Source organism: Actinomyces ihuae, assembly GCF_001457875.1.
Taxonomy (GTDB): Bacteria; Actinomycetota; Actinomycetes; order Actinomycetales; family Actinomycetaceae; genus Pauljensenia; species Pauljensenia radingae_A.
Genome location: NZ_CZPX01000005.1, coordinates 1,095,400 through 1,112,879, shown reverse-complemented (window position 1 = coordinate 1,112,879; position 17,480 = coordinate 1,095,400). Strand labels below are relative to the sequence as shown.

Genomic DNA, 17,480 nt, shown 5'->3' with positions numbered 1-17,480 from the left:
CGAGGGGCCTTGTTCCCCCTCCTCTCAACCCAGCACAACTGGGCTCCCGTGGCAGTAAACGTGAGTATAGTACGTGCTGGCTCTGTTGAGTTACTTCCACAGCGTATTCGGCGAAATTGACGGAAAATAGTCGGCGTGCGTGACGAGACGAGTGATCTGGTCAAAAATGTCATCAAGGCCGAGTCGAATTCCTCCCAATGCGACGGCGCGTCTGCCCAGTGTGGAGGCTGCGACATGGGGCATGAAAGGACATAGGTCGGTGAGGTCGTCAACTAGTTGGTCGTAAAACAGGGACGCGTATCGCGCAAACTGCCCGCCGATCACCACGCATTGCGGAGCAATAGCAAGAATCATCGCAGCAGTTCCCTGCGCAAGAATGTGTGCGTATTCAGCTATTGCGCCTTGGTAATCAGCGTCACCGTCATGAGCGACCAGGGCTCCTTCGAACAGCTCTTCTCGCGTGGGTGTACGGCCCGCAAATCGGTGCGACACGAATGTTTCCGATTCAAGGTCTTTCCAGCGAATGCACGGGAGTTCACCAATCAGACCGGCGCTGCCCATGAGGCCTTCACGCACACGACCGTCGATGACACTCGCAGCACCGGTACGACGCCCCGCCAGGATAAAGACGACATCGGAATACTGGCTGGCAGCGCCTTTCCAGGATTCGCCACGGGCACCCAGCGCACAGTCTCCAGCTGTTCGCACGCGCACACCAAGTCTGTCGCTGAAAATCTGATCAAGTGCCAGTCCCTGCCAACCGGGCATGCCTTCACCCCCGAAGTAGACCACACGTCCATCATGCTGAACCCCTGGCGAAGCGACAGCGCAGGTCCATGCTGTCCCACAGGTGGTGTGTTCGCGCACCTCGTTCGTCAGGTCAACAGCTACGTCGATACGCGTATCGGCAGAGCAGTCTTCATCAATGTTGATGCTTCGTTCATCCAGGATTTTGCCTGAAAGATCAGCAGACATCGCAGTGATGTGGTGGGCTCCAATATCGAGGGAAAGGACGTGGCCGGCATCGGTAGCCATTCCGTAGAACGCTGCGGGGCGTCCCAATGATGTGAATCCCTGCGGAGGGGCGACCTCGGTAATCCATCCCAGATCCGCGAGGTCGCTGACAACTGATTCCGCTGCGGGGCGGGTGATGCTGCACTGCTGAGCAATGTCGCTGAGAGTGCGCGGACTCTCAAGGCAGTAACGCAAAACACGCGCCATATTCGCGCGCCGCTGAAGGCGTTTAGGAGCAGGCATACACGACTCTCTCTCCATCACATTGACTTATTAAAGAAAGTAACCTAATAATAGTAACTGTTCAACCCGTCGAGGGCTCAAAGACGAAGGACCTCATGAGCACTACTGTACAAAGCAAGGGCGCGCATTCACCCGCACAGACGCACCGGCATTCACGCAAACTGCGCGATGTTCCGGTTGCGCTCGTATTCCTGGCACCTGCCATTTTCGGCTTCCTGCTGTTCTACCTGTGGCCCATGATCCGCGGCCTGCAGATTTCGTTCACCGACTGGGACATGATCAGCACGCCTCATTGGGTCGGTTTTGACAACTACCGCAAACTCATCGGCGACCATCACTTCGGTCATGCACTGGTCGTGACCGCGATCTACGTGGTCGTCAATATTTCCACGCAGACAGCTCTGGGCCTGGCTATCGCCACCCTGATGCAGCGGATCTCGCATTCAACCCTGATCCGATCCCTGCTGCTCGTCCCCTGGCTTGTTCCCAACGTGACGATCGCAGTGATCACCTTGTTCGTCCTCGATCCCAACGTTGGACTGCTCAACCACATGCTGTCCTATCTCAATGTCGGTCCGATCGCTTTCTACTCTAACCCTGACATCGCGATCTACACCGTCGCCCTCGTCAATTCGTGGCGCAATATGGGCTACACCGCGTTACTGATATTCGCGGGCATGCAGATCATTCCGACCATGGTGTACGAGGCTGCTGAAATTGACGGTTCCTCCACATGGCGCACATTCTTCTCCATCACACTGCCGCTGATCCGACCCATTCTGGTCATGGTCGTGGTGGTCTCCACCATCGGGTCATTCCAGATCTTTGACACCGTGGCCGTGGCAACGAAAGGCGGACCTGTTAACTCGACGCGCGTGATCTACTTCTACATCTACGAAAAAGCGTTCCAGCAAGGCCAGATGGGATACGCAGCAGCCATGGCTGTGGTGCTGCTGCTCATCATCTTGCTGATGACGCTGGTTCAGCTGCGCGTCACCCGCGCAACCGAAACGGATCTGGGGTGAAGTCATGACGTCACTGTCTCGAAAAGCTGATCACACTGACACGCAGGCCAGCAGGGCTGCGAAGAAGAATCGCCGCCCCATTCGCCCGGGTCTCGTTGCCGGATGGATCGCCCTGATTATCCTGCTCTTCATTACACTGGTGCCGTTCGTGTGGATGATCCGCACGGCGTTCACCCCAAATGCGCAGATCTTCAACGGCGACTACTCACTGATTCCACAGCAATCAACGTGGATCAACTTCAAACGCGTCCTCGGTCTGGCAACACCAAAAGAGGACCTCGCTGCAGGCGGATCCGGAGCAACCATGTACTTCTGGCTCTACCTGCGTAACTCCGTAATTTTCACGGCTCTGCTGGTGGTTGGCCAGGTCACGACCTCCGCGATGGCGGCATACGCATTTTCACGCCTGCGTTTCCCCTTCCAAAACGCGCTGTTCGCCCTGTTCCTGACCGGCATGATGATTCCACCAATCTTCATCGTGCTGCCCAACTTCATCCTGATCAAGAACGCCGGTCTGCTCAACACGTTCACCGGCCTGCTGGCACCCTATTTCTTCATCAGCCCGTTCGCGATCTTCTTCCTGCGCCAGTTCTTCCTGTCCATTCCGCGTGAAGTTGAAGAGGCGGCAACGCTGGATGGTGCCGGGCACTGGCGTACATTCGTCCAGATCATCGCGCCAATGGCATCCGCACCCCTGACCACGATCGCCATCATCCAGGCGGTCTTCGCATGGAATGAGTATCTGTGGCCGCAACTGGTCGCACAAAAGCACGCAGTACGACTGCTTAACGTTGCGCTGGCCGTTTTCCAGCAGGCATCGCCTTCCACGCGCCCCGACTGGGCCGGGCTGATGGCTGCTGCCACCCTGCAGACTCTTCCGATGCTGCTGGTGCTCATCCTGCTGGGTCGCAAGCTTGTCGGATCAATCGGTCTGACGTCCGCTAAGTAACACAAACCTTTTGACGTTCCGCAAAATTTTTTCCAACACAATTTCAAAGGAGAAGATGATGAAGAAAGTAGTCGCCTCAACATGTGCGGCAGCAATGGCCGCACTGGCACTGAGCGCCTGCACACCTGCCGAACTGACAGACGAAGGTACCTCCGGTGCAGCCGGCATGTCCGGCGAATCGGATTCACAGGGAATCACCTACAGCCTGTGGGATCCAAACCAGAAGCCGGCATACGAAAAGTGCGCAGCCGACTTTACGGAGAAGACCGGCATCAAGGTCACCATTGACCAGAAAGGCTGGGATGACTACTGGCAGAACCTGTCAGTTGCCATTTCCTCAGGAACAGCTCCCGATGTGATCACAAACCACGTTGCGCACTACCCGGAGCTCGCATCCAAGGGCGCCCTCGAGGATCTCAAGCCGTACATTGACAAGGCACAGATCGACATGAGCCAGTACACCGGCAACCTTGCCTCCCTGTGGGATTACGACGGCAAGACCTTCGGCATTCCGCAGGACTGGGACACAATCGCACTGGTGTACAACGCCAAAGATGTTGAAGACGCCGGGATTGATCCCGAATCCCTGAAGGACCTGGACTGGAACCCGCAGGACGGCGGTTCATTCGGCAAACTCATCGCTCATCTGACCATCGACGAAAATGGTGTGCGTGGCGACGAGGCCGACTTTGACAAGACCAAAGTTGCCACATACGGATGGGGACTTGAAAGCGGTGGCGGCGTTGTCGGCCAGGGCCCATGGTCATGGCTGGCGCTCTCAAACGGCTTCCAATACCTCGACAAGAACCCGTTCGGCACTCAGTACCAGATGAACGATCCCAAACTGATCGAGGCTCTCACCTGGTGGCAGAAGCAGATTGAAGCAGGCTACGTCACTCCGCTTGAACAGGCCGGCAACCTCGGCCTCGAACCGATGATGGAGCAGAACAAAGCTGCCCTGATCCCAGACGGCTCATGGCGCATCAACACCTGGGCAAACTCCGAGGCAGGCGATTTCAAGTTCGCACCGCTGCCGAAGGGACCAGAAGGCCGCAAGACCATCATCAACGGCATTGCACCATCGATCATGGCATCCTCCACTCACAAGGATCAGGCATTCCAGTGGGTTCAGTACCTGACATCGGAAGACTGCCAGTCCGTCATCGCCAAGGAAGCAGTGGTCTTCCCGTCCATCACGTCGCAGTCTGAAGCAGCTGCCAAGGCTCACGAAGCCAACGGAGTGGATGTCTCCGCATACATTGACATCACAAAGGATCCGTCATCACTGTCGTACTACCCCATCACCTTCAAGGCTGATGAAATCAACAGTGAGGCAGACACCGTCATCGAACAGATCGAGCGCGGAAGCGTTGACCCAGCTGAAGCTCTGCCGAAGCTGAACGACACGATCAACGGCATCCTTGCAGATCAATAGTCGGACCAGATACCACTGCTGAGCTGCATACGCTCAGCAACACCAGGTGCCGCCCGCCGCCCGCAATCTGCGGGCGGCACCTTGCCACTGCCACGTCACCCTGCCCTCCTGCAGTCTCCTCCTACCTCCAGCACTCCCTGCCCCTTCTCACTTTCTTCGCCATCCGAAAGCACTCCCATGCATTTGCGTCTCAAAACCACCACCACTTCCTGCGTCCTCAACGCACCATCCATGTCACCCCTCGAACTCAGTGTCACCGGAGCACAGCTGCGCGCTGACACGCTGAGGATTGACGTTGATGGCCACTCCATCAGTGAGTTTTACCGCCACGGCATCAACTCCTGGTCGCCGACAGCATGGTGGTACACCGATCGCGAACCGTGGCGCGTGTGGGACAACGACGAACGCCTCCTGACGGCGGAAGATCCCGCCACCGATTCAACAACTGACCACCGCTCCTACCTGCTGACAGCGTGGACAGTCGACTCGTCAACGCATCGCGTCATCGTGGTCGGAACACTGGGAGGCCGCACCGGCGTCTTCACCGTGACCGGTCAGCAGGTCGCATCTGCCCCGCTGGATCCAGAGCACGACAACAGCGAGCTGACCTGGTGGATCGGCATAGGGGAAGAACGCGAAATCTTCGCCGCATATGCACGCGCTCTGGCTGATTCGATTCCAGAATTTCATTCACGTCAGGACTGCGGACCTGTGTGGTCATCGTGGTACTCCTGGTTCGAAGAAATCACCGAACACACTATTGAAACCGAAGTGCCGCACGCGCAGGCAGCTGGCTATCGCGTGCTGCAGATTGACGACGGCTGGGAGAAAACAGTTGGCGACTGGCAGGCGAACACAGATTTTGAACACGGAATGGACCACTGTGCCACCCTCATTCACAACGCCGGCATGCGGCCGGGTCTGTGGATGGCGCCGTTCATTGCCCGCAGCAGTGCCCCGATCGTACGCGAACACCCCGAATACTTCATTCATAACGCCGATGGCACACTGGCTCACGCCGGATATAACTGGGGCGAACCATACTTCGGACTCGACACCACACATCCCGGTGCCCAGCAGTGGCTGACGAACGTCATGAAACGCGCACACGGCTGGGGATTCACCTACTTCAAACTCGATTTCCTCAATGGTGCCGCCATCCCCGGAGTCCGTTACCAGGACTGTGATCGAGAGGAAGCCTACCGCCAGGGTCTGCGTACGATTCGCCAAGCTGTGCCAGATGTCTACATCATGGGGTCTGGCGCTTTGATTGGATCGTCTATAGGGCTGATTGATGGAATGCGAGTGGGACCCGACACGGCTCCCTACTGGGACAACACCGAACGCCATCGTGATCCAAGTGGTCCGGCCGTCAGAAATGCGCTGCGTAATGCGCTGTCTCGATACTGGTTGACCTCGCTGGTGGCACCAGATCCCGATGTCGCATTCGTGCGAACACGCGGCTCCCTGCTTTCTGACCAGGTCAACGCCGTCACCCGGGACCTCGGGCATGTCATGGGTGTTCATTCATGTTCTGACCCAGATAGCTGGCTGACAGATTCGGAACGCCAGCAGATACGGGAATTCTGCCAGGTGGCCAGCCGCTCAGGTGCTGATCAACTCGACGTGCAGCAAACAGGACGGTTCACATTCACCATCAACGGGCGCGCCGTCGACTTTCAACCGTGGATTGACCCGGAGGGGCGAATCAGCGACCGCCTGCTCGTCAAGTAGGTACCAACATCGCTGCGGTGCGCACTGAGTTCGTGTGCGGCGCAGCGGCACAGCCTCAGGCTGCACCTTCCAGGTAGGCCTTCAGTGCCGGCAGGACAACATCCCACGTGCCCTGCGCGTCTTCCCATGCCTGGCGCACTTCAGCCTCGTCATCGCTGACGGATGTAATATCTGATTCCTCGACGTGCACCTGTACCTGGCCGTCCTTCTCGGACAGTGATACTTCCACGCGCGTGGTGCGTTCTTCAGGGAATTCGTCCCCTGCCAGCGGGTACCACCGGAAGGAAATGAGATCCATCGGATCTTCATCTTCCTTTTCGATCAGCCATGCACCGGCATCCGGATCTTCGATACGGTACAGGCCATCCTCGCCGCGCTCAAATTCATGGTCGCCGAATGGCCCGTCGTTGACCCACCAGCCCGGCTCGCTGACCGCTTTCCATACGGATTCGAGGTCCGCTGCAATTGAAATGTCTGCTTCAACCGCGTCGAGGTTGTCCACCTTGTCCATTGATTCGTCATCGTCGTCGAAGTAATTCATGTCTTAACGGTAATCGTTGCCCACCACGACTTTCCAGCTTTTGACGCATTAGCAGATCAAAGATGCGGCGCATGACGGTTTCCACCTATACGATAAAGACGTGAATGCGGCGCAACGCTCAACTTTGCGCTGTGCCTTCTTCACAACACCTTTCTGTGCGCGTGCCACGAGCATCGCACAGTCGCTGCTTGAACAAAGGAGTACGTGTGCTCGTCGGAGTACCAGCCAGCAATGCTGATCAGCCACTTGTCGCAGCCACCCCTGACACCGTCACCAAGCTAAAGAAACTGGGTTTCGACGTGTGCGTACAACGAGGCGCTGGGCAAACCGCTCAATTTCCTGATTCATTATTCGAAGATGCGGGAGCCACCCTCGTCGATGACCGCGGTGCGTGGGGAGCCGACATTGTCCTCACTCTCGACGCCCCCACAAGCGAGCAGATCGCGGCGATGCAGTCGGGCGCAACACTGATTTCCCGCCTGGCACCCGCGCGCCACCCCGAACTGCTCGACGAATTGGCGAGGGCGAACATCACCGCGCTGGCTATGGACACCGTGCCGAGAATTTCCCGTGCTCAGGCGATGGATGTCCTGTCCTCCCAAGCCAATGTTGCCGGATATCGAGCCGTCGTTGAGGCCGCTCATCAGTTTGGCCGCCTCTTCACCGGTCAGGTCACCGCGGCCGGGAAAATGCCGCCGGCACGTATCTATGTGATTGGTGCGGGAGTTGCCGGTCTGGCAGCGATCGGCACCGCCAACTCCATGGGCGCTGAAGTCTACGCAACCGACGTGCGTCCCGAGGTGGGCGAACAGGTTGAATCGATGGGAGCCACATTCGTTCCGATCCCGGTGGGCCGTCAGGAATCCAGTGACGGTTATGCCAAGGAGATGGACGCTGATCAGGCGCGCGCAGCTGAAATACTGTACGCCGAACAGGCTGCCTGCTCCGACATTGTCATCACGACAGCAAACATTCCGGGGCGTGCCGCTCCGCGCCTGCTCAGTGCCGACGCGATTGATGCGATGCGTCCGGGCAGCGTGATTGTGGATATGGCAGCTGCCAACGGCGGTAACTGTGAACTGACGTCACCCGGGGAAATTGTGCGAACCGAAGGTGGCGTCACCATTATCGGCCTGACCGACCTGGCGGGCAGACTCCCAGCACAATCCTCCCAGCTGTACGGGCAAAACATTGTGAATCTGCTGCGTCTGGCCACGCCCGACAAGGATGGTCAGCTCACGCTGGACATGGATGATGAGATCATTCGCTCCATCACTGTGACGCACGAGGGCGACGTGATGTGGCCACCGCCGCCGGTCAACGTGTCGGCGGCTCCTGCTCCTGCTCCGACTCCGCGCGAAGACCCGGCGGCAGTCGCTGCCAGAGCGGCTGATGAGTCACGAAAGGAAGCGTCCCATAAGCGTAACCGCGTGATCGGAATTGTCGTGGCGATAGCCTTGGCCGCCCTGTTGATTTTGACGTCACCGCTGATGGTCTCCAGCCATTACATCGTGCTGGCGCTTGCAGTGGTTGTCGGGTTCTACGTCATTACGAACGTGACGCACTCGTTGCATACGCCGCTCATGTCGGTGACGAACGCGATTTCCGGCATCATCCTGGTCGGCGCTCTGCTTCAGATCGGATCGTCGAACGTTTTGGTCACGATCATTTCCTTTGCCGCCATACTCGTCGCGTCGATCAACATTTTCGGCGGCTTCACAGTCACCCACCGCATGCTCGCGATGTTCAAGAAAGACTGAGGCAGATTTACCGTGTTCACCAACCTTGTCACACCGTTTTCCCAGGACCTCATGTCAGCTGATATTCCGGGTGCCGACCTCCTGTCCGGTGGCTTCGTCTCACACTTCGTTGTTTTCGCCTACATTGTTGCCGCCATATTCTTCATCCTGGCGCTGGCCGGACTGTCCCGTCATGAGACGGCTCAACGTGGCAACAATTCAGGCATCATCGGCATGGCGATTGCGCTGGTCGCCACCATAGTCCTGGCTCTCACGTCGCAGCCGGCACGCGGGGTGGTCGTCACCGCGATCCTGATTGCGCTGGCAATGAGTATCGGCGCAGTGATCGGCATCTGGAAGGCACGCAACGTTCAGATGACCGGCATGCCGGAACTGATCGCATTGCTGCACTCATTTGTCGGCCTGGCAGCAGTGCTGGTGGGGTTCAATTCCTACCTGGCACCCGACGCCAATGCGCTTCTGCTGGGAGGATTCCACCTCGGTGAAGTGTTCCTGGGCATCTTCATCGGTGCCGTCACCTTGACCGGCTCAATCATCGCGTACCTCAAATTGTCCGCGAAGATTTCGGGCGCACCGTTGATGCTTCCGGGGCGCAACTGGATCAACCTTGCTGCCATCGTCGTCTGCCTCATCCTGATGGTACTGTTCGTGCGTCAGGACGGTTTCACCGGAGTTGGCATTGCAGCGTTAATCATTATGACTCTCATCGCGCTGGCACTGGGTGTGCACCTGGTGGCCGCGATCGGCGGCGGAGACATGCCCGTTGTCGTGTCCATGCTGAACTCGTATTCCGGGTGGGCTGCGGCAGCGGCCGGCTTCATGCTCAACAATGATCTGCTCATTATCACTGGCGCGCTTGTCGGCTCCTCCGGCGCGTACCTGTCCTACATCATGTGCAAGGCGATGAACCGTTCGTTCATCTCCGTCATCCTGGGCGGTTTCGGATCGACAGGTGCGACTGCGTCAGCCTCGGACGAAACAGGCGAATATCGCGAGATTGACGCTGCGCGTGTCGCCGAGATGTTGACGGATGCGCAGCACGTCATGATCACTCCCGGGTACGGCATGGCAGTGGCTCAGGCACAGTATCCAGTCGCGGACCTGACGAAGCGACTGCGCGAGGCGGGTGTGGATGTCCGCTTCGGTATTCACCCTGTTGCAGGTCGCCTGCCCGGTCATATGAACGTGCTGCTGGCTGAAGCCAAGGTTCCCTACGACATCGTGATGGAAATGGATGAGGTCAACGATGATTTCGGTGATGTTGACGTCGTCCTCGTCATCGGCGCGAATGACACGGTGAATCCTGCCGCCGAGCAGCCCGGCTCCCCGATTGCGGGAATGCCGGTGCTAAAGGTGTGGGACGCACACGATGTCATCGTCTTCAAACGTTCAATGGCGACCGGCTATGCGGGTGTACAGAACCCGTTGTTCTTCAAGGACAACACGCACATGCTCTTCGGTGATGCCAAAGCCTCAGTCGAAGCAATCATTTCTGCGTTGAACTAGCTCGTACGCTACACCTCGGCAAGATCGCGGCGCATCTCCACCATGGCACCGGGATCATCCACCACGTCGATTCCCACGTCGACAAGCAAGTCGCGAATGGTCACTGCCAGCGACCGAGGCTGATAGTCCCATTCGTTGCGCGCTTTCGCGCCTGAAACGTGTGGCAGATCCTCAAGGGCACCCAGCGATGCCGATGTGAAAATATCCGAATTGACCCACGATCCGATTTTTTCGCCCACGGGAGCCAGCCAGTCCACCCACCGCAACGGAAATACCGGCACCGCACGCCCCGAATGTCCTGCGAGCGCGGAAGCGATTCGCACCAGTGTCGACATGGATGCTCGAACGCCAGGCAACAAGTACTGCTGCGAGGTTTGGCCCTTCTCAAAGGCGTCGATCAGCCCTCCGGCAACATCGCGTACATCCACCCAGTCGAAGCCGCCAGCCACGACCGCAGGTACCCGGCCTCGTGCAGCATCCAAAATGATTTCGTTGACGCGCGACTGTGTCGGGTCGGTCGGCCCAATAATTCCGGTCGGCATACACACCACCGCGTCCAGTCCACGCGCGATCTGTCGACGCACCGCTCGATTTCCTGCCGCCTTTGAGCGGTCATACAGCGGGCGGTCAGGCCCGGCAGGCGGCGACTTTTCAGTGATGACCCCTTTAGTCGCATTGTCGAGGGCATGCACGGACGAGCAGTGAACCATTCGGATGTGGTGTTTCAGCGCCGACCTGGCCACGACTCCGGGTCCAGCCGAATTCAACCTCCATGCCTGCGGGTCACGTTTCTTCAAGGTGATGGCGGCCGCCAGGTGAATGACACCATCAACGCCGCGCATCGCCTCATCCACCTGGGCGGGTTCCAACACTGATCCGGTGACATACTCTCGCTGCGCACTGCACACACCATCATGAACGAGGGCGCCCCGCGTACCACTGGCAGGTGCCACCTGATCGAAACAACGCACGGCATAACCTCGTGCTTCCAAAGCGGGCACGAGGTTGCTTCCCACATATCCGCTGGAACCTGTGACTAAAATGCGTGGGTATTCAGTGGCATTCGTGTGCATCGCTATCCCCCTTTTCTCACCTTAGTGCGCGTTGACACCGAGGGGGCGTCCTGGGCGGGAAGACGTGTGGGTTGGGTTCAGTTATTCAGAGCGAACTCGACTTCCACCTCGACTGACGCGTTGAGCGGCAATGCGGCTACGCCGACGGCAGAACGTGCGTGAGGCGTTCCGAAGATGTCCTGGAAGAAGTCAGAGGCCCCGTTCAGAACACCAGCCTGGCCGGTGAAGCTTGGGCGGGAAGATACAAAACCGGTGACTTTGACGACGCGTGCCAGGCAATCGACGTCTCCGGCGACGCTTGCTGCTGCCGCAAGCGCGTTGAGCGCGCAGATGCGGGCTGCCTCGTAAGCATCGTCTGGGTCTGCGCCGTCCTCTCCGACTGCACCAATGCAGGAAAGCTCACCGTTCTCCAATGGCAGCTGGCCTGATGTGCGAATCACTCCGCGGTCTTCAACTGCCGGAACATAGGCCGCAACCGGTGCTGCAACTTCCGGAAGTTCGTATCCTGCCTGCGACAGTCGCGCGCTCACCGATTCCATTGTGATCCCCTTAGTTCGAGCTGTTCATCTAGCTAGGTTCATTTGACCATTTTGGTTCGAGAAAAGCCATGCAGCAGCGCGAGATGTCTCAACCTGGCGCATCCACCTGTCATGTCGCATTAAAAAGGGTGGGCCGCGAACCTTGCGGTCGCGACCCACCCCAGTTGAACTAGATCATGCCAACTAGTTCACTATGCGTGTCGTCTCGGAGGAAGACAGGAATCTTGTCCAGAGGGCACTCGACATCGATCGACTGACCGCCTTCGTGCTTGTCACCCGTTGACGCGTCAGTCCAGGAAGCTCCGGCCGGCAGATACACCGATCGGGAGGTTGCAGCGGCTTCCAGAACTGGAGCGACCAGGATGTCTCCGCCTAGCAGGTACTGGTCGGAAATGGACCAGCACTTCTCGTCGAGCGGGAATTCCTGGAAGAGCCCTCTCATCACAGGTTGTCCTTCTTCATGGGCTTCCAACATGACGTCTCGCATGTAGTCGCGGAGCTTTTCGCGCAGATGAATATACTTCTCAAGCACGGCATACACGTCGTCTCCAAAGCTCCAGAGTTCATTCTCAGCACCGCTGGGCAGTCTGTAGGAGCCATCCTTGGCGCTGACCTCTTCAACTGGCCGTCGGTCACCGTGCAGCCTCATCACCGGGCAGAAAGCTCCGAACTGGAACCACCTGATGAGAAGTTCCTTGAATTTCGGATCTGTGATGACACCATCGTGGAAGCCGCCAATGTCGGTGGTCCACCACGGGATTCCTGCGGCACCCATGTGGATTCCCGCAGCAACCTGGCACCGCAGGTCTTTCCATGTTGAGCTAATGTCACCAGACCACACAAGAGCACCGTAACGCTGAGAGCCCGCCCAGGCGCACCTCAAGAGGTTAACAACGTCGTCAGTGCCGGATTCAACCAGTCCGTCGTAGAACGCTTTGGCGTAGTTCTGCGGATAGATATTTCCGACCTTGACGTTGGGGCCAGCGTTGTAGCGGTAGTTATCGAAGTCGTAGGCACCGTATTCGGGCTCAGCCTCATCGAGCCAGAAAATCTTGATGCCGTACTTGCCGTAATTTTCTTTGCACTTCTCCCAGATGAACTTTCTTGCCTCGGGATTGGTCATGTCAATGAAAGCGCTCGGTCCCTGGAACGCCATATGGACATCTAGGCCACGTTCTGCCCGTGCCAGCAGGTTGTTCTTCTTCAGCTCATCCCAGTTCTCGGATGCGTGCGCAACCTGGGTCCACACCGAAACCATGAGCTCAACGCCCATGCTATGGAGTTCATCAACCATTGCCTGAGGATCCGGCCAGAATTCCTCCTCGAAGCGATAATCTCCCATGTGGGGCCAGTGGAAAAAGTCGATCACGATGACGTCCAGGGGCAGTCCACGGCGCTTGTGTTCTCGCGCGACTTCAAGGAGCTGCTCCTGGTTCCAGTAACGGAGCTTGCACTGCCAGAACCCCAGTCCGTGTTCTGGCATCATGGGAGCGAATCCGGTTGCCGCGGCATATGCCTTACTGATTTCCCGCGGGCTGTCTCCAGCCGTGATCCAGTAGTCGAGTTGATCGCAGCGCTCTGCTGACCACTGAGTTACGTTCGATGAGAAGCTTACTTGCCCGATGGCAGGGTTGTGCCACAAGAAGCCGTAGCCCTTGCTGGAAATCACAAAAGGAACGCTCGCCTGGGAGTTGCGATGAGCAAGTTCAAGAGTGCTTCCCTTGAGATCACCGATACCCTCTTGGTACTGGCCCATTCCCCACAGATGTTCTTCTTCTGGAGACTCGAACGACATTGTCAGGGAGATATCGCCGCCAAGAACGGGACGCAGATCGCGAGCCTTCAAGTCCAGAGACCCGCCCCGATCCCTTTCACGCAGTAATGGTGTTCCATCCGTTTTCTCAAAACTGATACTGCAATGGAAAGTCTCGTACCCAACTTTTCCATCACACATCGCGGTTTGGCGCAAGATGACGCGTAGCGATCCGACCTCGAGTACAGCTTCATCGCCCTTGAGTTCGACGCTCGATTCCTGATCTTCAGGTTGATCGAGCAGAGCCCAATTCGATTCGATGACATCTGCCATGAGTCGTGAACGCACACGGACTGCGTCCTTTCCCCAAGGCTGAACTGAAAGTGTTGTTCCGTCACCACGCCACCGTAGTCCTAGACCGTCTTTTTCAAACGCCTGCTGCAAGGCTCTTTCCTTTCATTCACTATTCCTGAATTGCGGTCATGTCAACTTTCAAATTTCGCTACCGTAGAGCGACTACCCTCCTCATCCCTTTTTCTAGAAATCGCGACTCCATCCATTCGCCCAAACCAGTTTCATTACCCCTACTTCACACTTCCTGCGGCAACGCCGGCCGAGACAAACCGCTGAGCTACAACCAACAGAACAATCGCCGGAAGTGAAGCCAGGACGGCTGTAGCCATAACCATGCCCCAGTCTTGGACATACGCGCCGACATACGTATACAAACTCAGGGTTATAGGACGGACCTCCTCACTTGTCGTCAACGTCAAGGCAAAGAGGAAGTCGCCCCAAGCAAATAGGAAAGAGAACAAGCCAGCAGTGACAATAGCGTTACGAGACATAGGCAATGCGATCGAGACAAACGTCCGAAAAGCACCCGCGCCATCGATCCAGCTAGCCTCAATGATCGCCTGCGGGATGTTCTTCATAAATGTCTGCAGGATCAGGATCGAGAAGGGGATTCCTAAGGACGCGTCAGCCAAGATAAGACCGATCACTGTATTCAAAAGACCAAGATCAGAATAAGCAGAATACAGCGCATTCGCCACAACGATCGTTGGAATCATCTGGCTAAGTAAAATAACCAGGAGAATCGTCGAAGACCCCTTAATGCGATAACGCGCAAGAGCGTATGCAGCTGGTGTCGCTATGATAAGTGAAACCAAAGTAGCACCAATTGCCACAATCAGACTTGTTAGGAGGGGTCCGCTCTGTGCCCTAATAGCTGCTAGATATCCACTGAAAGTTGGAGACTTTGGATAAATCGGGCTCACCACAGCCGACCCTGCCGATTGGAGCGATATGTTGATCATCCAATATACTGGGAACAGAAAGATGAGGAGTATGAGAATTCCTATCAGTGTTCTTATCCAACTCGTTTTCTTAGAGTTCATCACTGTCACTTTGCCCCTCAATCAAGATTCGACTTGCGATTTGCACGAAGGTATATCGCAGCGAAAATCACCGACAAAACCACTAGGAGCGTACTTAGTGCTGCACCCTGTCCGAAATTGAACTCCGTAAAGGAGAGGCGGTAAGACTGTGTTGCTAACGTCTGGGTGGCATTTGCAGGCCCACCGCCCGTTAATCCCAGAATGAGGTCAAGAACCTTGACTGTATATACAACTCCTAAAATCAAAACTACATTCACTACGGGACGCAAAAGTGGCCATGTAATCTTGCGGAATCTCTGGAAACCATTTGCTCCATCTATAGCTGCTGCTTCATATAATTCCTGATCAATATCTTGCAAACCTCCGAAGAGAATTGTTGTATTAAATGGAATACCTATCCAAATATTCACCAAAATGACGGAAAACAGTGCGAGAGAGGAAGAAGTTAACCAACCTGTATCACCTGATGTGATTCCAATACTCTCAAGAGCCCTATTTAGAACTCCCGAGTCCTTATCCAAAATCCATCGCCAAATTGCAGACGAAGCGATCATCGGAATAAGCCATGGTAGGAGAAGAAGCGATCGCATGACCTTCGCACCTTTAAAGGTTCTATTGAAGAAGATTGCCAAAGCCAAGCCAATTGTGAATTGGCCGAACAATGATCCTACCGTAAAAATGACAGTATTGAGTAGAACCTTTCCAAAAAGAGGCGTCCCCATTACCGCCTTGTAGTTTTCGAATGCAACGAACGGGGCCTCTCCTGTGTAAAACGTAGAGGGACTATAGTCCTGAAAGCTCATGACAAAGTTCTTGACTATAGGAAAGCCATAGAAGGCCAACATATAGATCACTGCGGGCGCGAGAAAAACCACTCCTATCAGCTTTTGCCGATTCCCGAGTTTACTTTCATTCATTTCCATTCCTATGTTTCTGTCTTAACAGGAGAGCATCTCCCCCAATTCGTCTTTCTTAGATCGCTTCCATTACTTCAGGGAAGCAGCGGCTCCCTCTAAGGCTTCGGAGGGTTCCTTACCGTTTACCAGCGCTTCTTGAATGGCGTTATGAATTGCGGTGGCCGTTGCTGGCCATTTCGTTCCTAGCTCACCTGTACGTGCTCGAGCTCCATTGCACATCTCCACGAACGCTTCCATATCGGGAGACTCCTTCAGGAAGCCCTCTTGGAGGCTCATATTTGTAGGAACTGTAAACCGTTTAATGGACAAGTCCTTCTCAACTTCGTCACTATTGAGGCACTTGACCAATTCGGCAGCCTTTTCCTGCTTTTGTTTGTCGCCGGTGTTCGGCACGGTCCACACTTCGCCACCAAGAGGCGCCACTGGTTCCGTCTGTCCTTCCGGAACAGGAATCGGAACTGCCTTCCACTTGATGCCTGAGTCGTTTAGCAGAGGGATTTGCCATGGACCGTTGACCATCATGGCGGCATTCCCTGCCATGAATTGGTCGTTCACGTCAGCTTGAGTCCAGTTCACTACTGATGCCGATGCAGATCCATTTCGAACTAGATCACGCCACAAAGTCAAGGCCTTTACAACACCTTCACCCGCAATGTCTTTCTCATCACCGCCCGCAGTCCACATGAATGGCAGGAATTGCCACGTTCCCTCATAGTTTGAAGGAGCTGCGAACGCAATGCCATATTGCTTTCCGTCAGTAAGCTTGGCCGCTACTTCCTCGAGTTCCTTCCAATTTGTTGGAGGCTCAACTCCGGCACTTTGGAGAAGTTCTTCGTTGTAGAACAACGCCAATGAATTTGCGATGGGCTGCATGCCGTAAAACACGCCATCAAAGCTACCCGCATCCTTAACTGCAGGAATTACGTTTTCGCCCGGTTCAATCCCAAAGGTGGATAGATCAGCTAAAGCTCCAGTCTCTGCAATCTGCGCCAAATCAGGATTGTCCAATTGCAAGACATCAGGGAGAGTCTTAGAGGAAGCCATCTGCAGGACCTTGGAGATAAGGCTGTCTCCCGGGATCATCTCCCTTTCTATCTTGACCCCTACTTGAGCCGCACAATTATCAAGTGCCTCTTGGTAAAACTCTTTATCCGGGGAGTTATTGTAATAGTCGACCGTTCGTAGCGTGATCTCTGCATCACCTGACGAGGATCCACTAACGCTGCCTTGCCCTCCACTTCCACAGGCAGTCAGCAATAGGCCCGTTGTCACAAGCAACGGGATGGTGTAACGCGACATTTTCATGGCAGTTTCCTTCTCATCTTTGAACATATTCACCGAAATGAAATCGCAACATTAGAAGTCATGACCGTGTCACGGCATTATTATCCGCACGGTACACAGATCACTACGCCTATCGTGCTGCTAAAACCTCATCTTCCGACTCAATATCGAGCCCTCCAATCATGCCCACATTGGCATCTCGGTTTTGATTAATAATACAACTAAACAAACATTGTTGTCAATACAAAATGCCACCCATATACGCTCCTAAACCGTGTCCTGCAGACTAATCAAGCCCCAAGGACCAAAA

The 17,480-nt window shown here is 55.8% G+C and carries 14 protein-coding genes; 6 read left to right on the top strand and 8 right to left on the bottom strand.

All coding sequences use genetic code 11. The features are described 5' to 3' along the window. Positions 1-90 precede the first annotated feature (90 nt). Positions 91-1,257, bottom strand: coding sequence for an ROK family protein (locus BN3002_RS09515; RefSeq protein ID WP_058237631.1), 1,167 nt, complete (start codon positions 1,255-1,257; stop codon positions 91-93). Between the two features lie 95 nt (positions 1,258-1,352). Between BN3002_RS09515 and BN3002_RS09510 the strand changes: the two genes are divergently transcribed. From BN3002_RS09510 to BN3002_RS09495, 4 genes are all read left to right on the top strand, one after another. Next, positions 1,353-2,282 carry a carbohydrate ABC transporter permease gene (locus BN3002_RS09510; RefSeq protein ID WP_058237630.1) on the top strand — a complete coding sequence of 310 codons (930 nt, stop codon included), beginning with the start codon at positions 1,353-1,355 and terminating at the stop codon, positions 2,280-2,282. A 4-nt stretch (positions 2,283-2,286) separates the two neighbouring features. Continuing rightward, positions 2,287-3,231 carry a carbohydrate ABC transporter permease gene (locus BN3002_RS09505; protein ID WP_082628635.1) on the top strand — a complete coding sequence of 315 codons (945 nt, stop codon included), beginning with the start codon at positions 2,287-2,289 and terminating at the stop codon, positions 3,229-3,231. Between the two features lie 58 nt (positions 3,232-3,289). Next, positions 3,290-4,666 carry an ABC transporter substrate-binding protein gene (locus tag BN3002_RS09500; RefSeq protein ID WP_058237629.1) on the top strand — a complete coding sequence of 459 codons (1,377 nt, stop codon included), beginning with the start codon at positions 3,290-3,292 and terminating at the stop codon, positions 4,664-4,666. 231 nt (positions 4,667-4,897) lie between these two features. After that, the gene (locus tag BN3002_RS09495; protein WP_193599988.1) at positions 4,898-6,400 is read left to right on the top strand and encodes a glycoside hydrolase family 36 protein; all 1,503 of its coding nucleotides are present in this window, start codon (positions 4,898-4,900) and stop codon (positions 6,398-6,400) included. 55 nt (positions 6,401-6,455) lie between these two features. On the opposite strand, the gene BN3002_RS09490 is transcribed toward BN3002_RS09495, so the two are convergent. Continuing rightward, a complete protein-coding gene (locus tag BN3002_RS09490) occupies positions 6,456-6,941 on the bottom strand; it encodes an SRPBCC domain-containing protein (protein ID WP_058237627.1) in 486 nt (161 codons plus the stop codon). Positions 6,942-7,147: 206 nt separating this feature from the next. Between BN3002_RS09490 and BN3002_RS09485 the strand changes: the two genes are divergently transcribed. Beyond that, on the top strand, positions 7,148-8,701 hold the full coding sequence (locus BN3002_RS09485) for a Re/Si-specific NAD(P)(+) transhydrogenase subunit alpha (protein ID WP_058237626.1): 1,554 nt from the start codon (positions 7,148-7,150) through the stop codon (positions 8,699-8,701). Between the two features lie 51 nt (positions 8,702-8,752). Beyond that, a complete protein-coding gene (pntB, locus tag BN3002_RS09480) occupies positions 8,753-10,207 on the top strand; it encodes a Re/Si-specific NAD(P)(+) transhydrogenase subunit beta (protein ID WP_082628704.1) in 1,455 nt (484 codons plus the stop codon). An 8-nt stretch (positions 10,208-10,215) separates the two neighbouring features. Here the strand turns inward: pntB and BN3002_RS09475 are convergent, their stop codons facing one another. The 6 genes from BN3002_RS09475 to BN3002_RS09450 all read right to left on the bottom strand — a co-directional run bounded on the left by BN3002_RS09475 (position 10,216) and on the right by BN3002_RS09450 (position 17,191). Further along, on the bottom strand, positions 10,216-11,280 hold the full coding sequence (locus BN3002_RS09475; protein ID WP_058237624.1) for an NAD-dependent epimerase/dehydratase family protein: 1,065 nt from the start codon (positions 11,278-11,280) through the stop codon (positions 10,216-10,218). Between the two features lie 77 nt (positions 11,281-11,357). Further along, positions 11,358-11,819, bottom strand: coding sequence for a RidA family protein (locus BN3002_RS09470; protein WP_058237623.1), 462 nt, complete (start codon positions 11,817-11,819; stop codon positions 11,358-11,360). Between the two features lie 169 nt (positions 11,820-11,988). Beyond that, positions 11,989-14,016 (bottom strand): glycoside hydrolase family 31 protein, encoded by a 2,028-nt coding sequence (locus BN3002_RS09465; RefSeq protein ID WP_058237622.1) that lies wholly within the window; start codon positions 14,014-14,016, stop codon positions 11,989-11,991. Positions 14,017-14,156: 140 nt separating this feature from the next. Next, on the bottom strand, positions 14,157-14,759 hold the full coding sequence (locus BN3002_RS09460; RefSeq protein ID WP_257525605.1) for a carbohydrate ABC transporter permease: 603 nt from the start codon (positions 14,757-14,759) through the stop codon (positions 14,157-14,159). 227 nt (positions 14,760-14,986) lie between these two features. Next, the gene (locus BN3002_RS09455; RefSeq protein ID WP_257525604.1) at positions 14,987-15,886 is read right to left on the bottom strand and encodes a carbohydrate ABC transporter permease; all 900 of its coding nucleotides are present in this window, start codon (positions 15,884-15,886) and stop codon (positions 14,987-14,989) included. A 69-nt stretch (positions 15,887-15,955) separates the two neighbouring features. Then, positions 15,956-17,191 (bottom strand): sugar ABC transporter substrate-binding protein, encoded by a 1,236-nt coding sequence (locus BN3002_RS09450; protein ID WP_082628633.1) that lies wholly within the window; start codon positions 17,189-17,191, stop codon positions 15,956-15,958. Positions 17,192-17,480 lie beyond the last annotated feature (289 nt).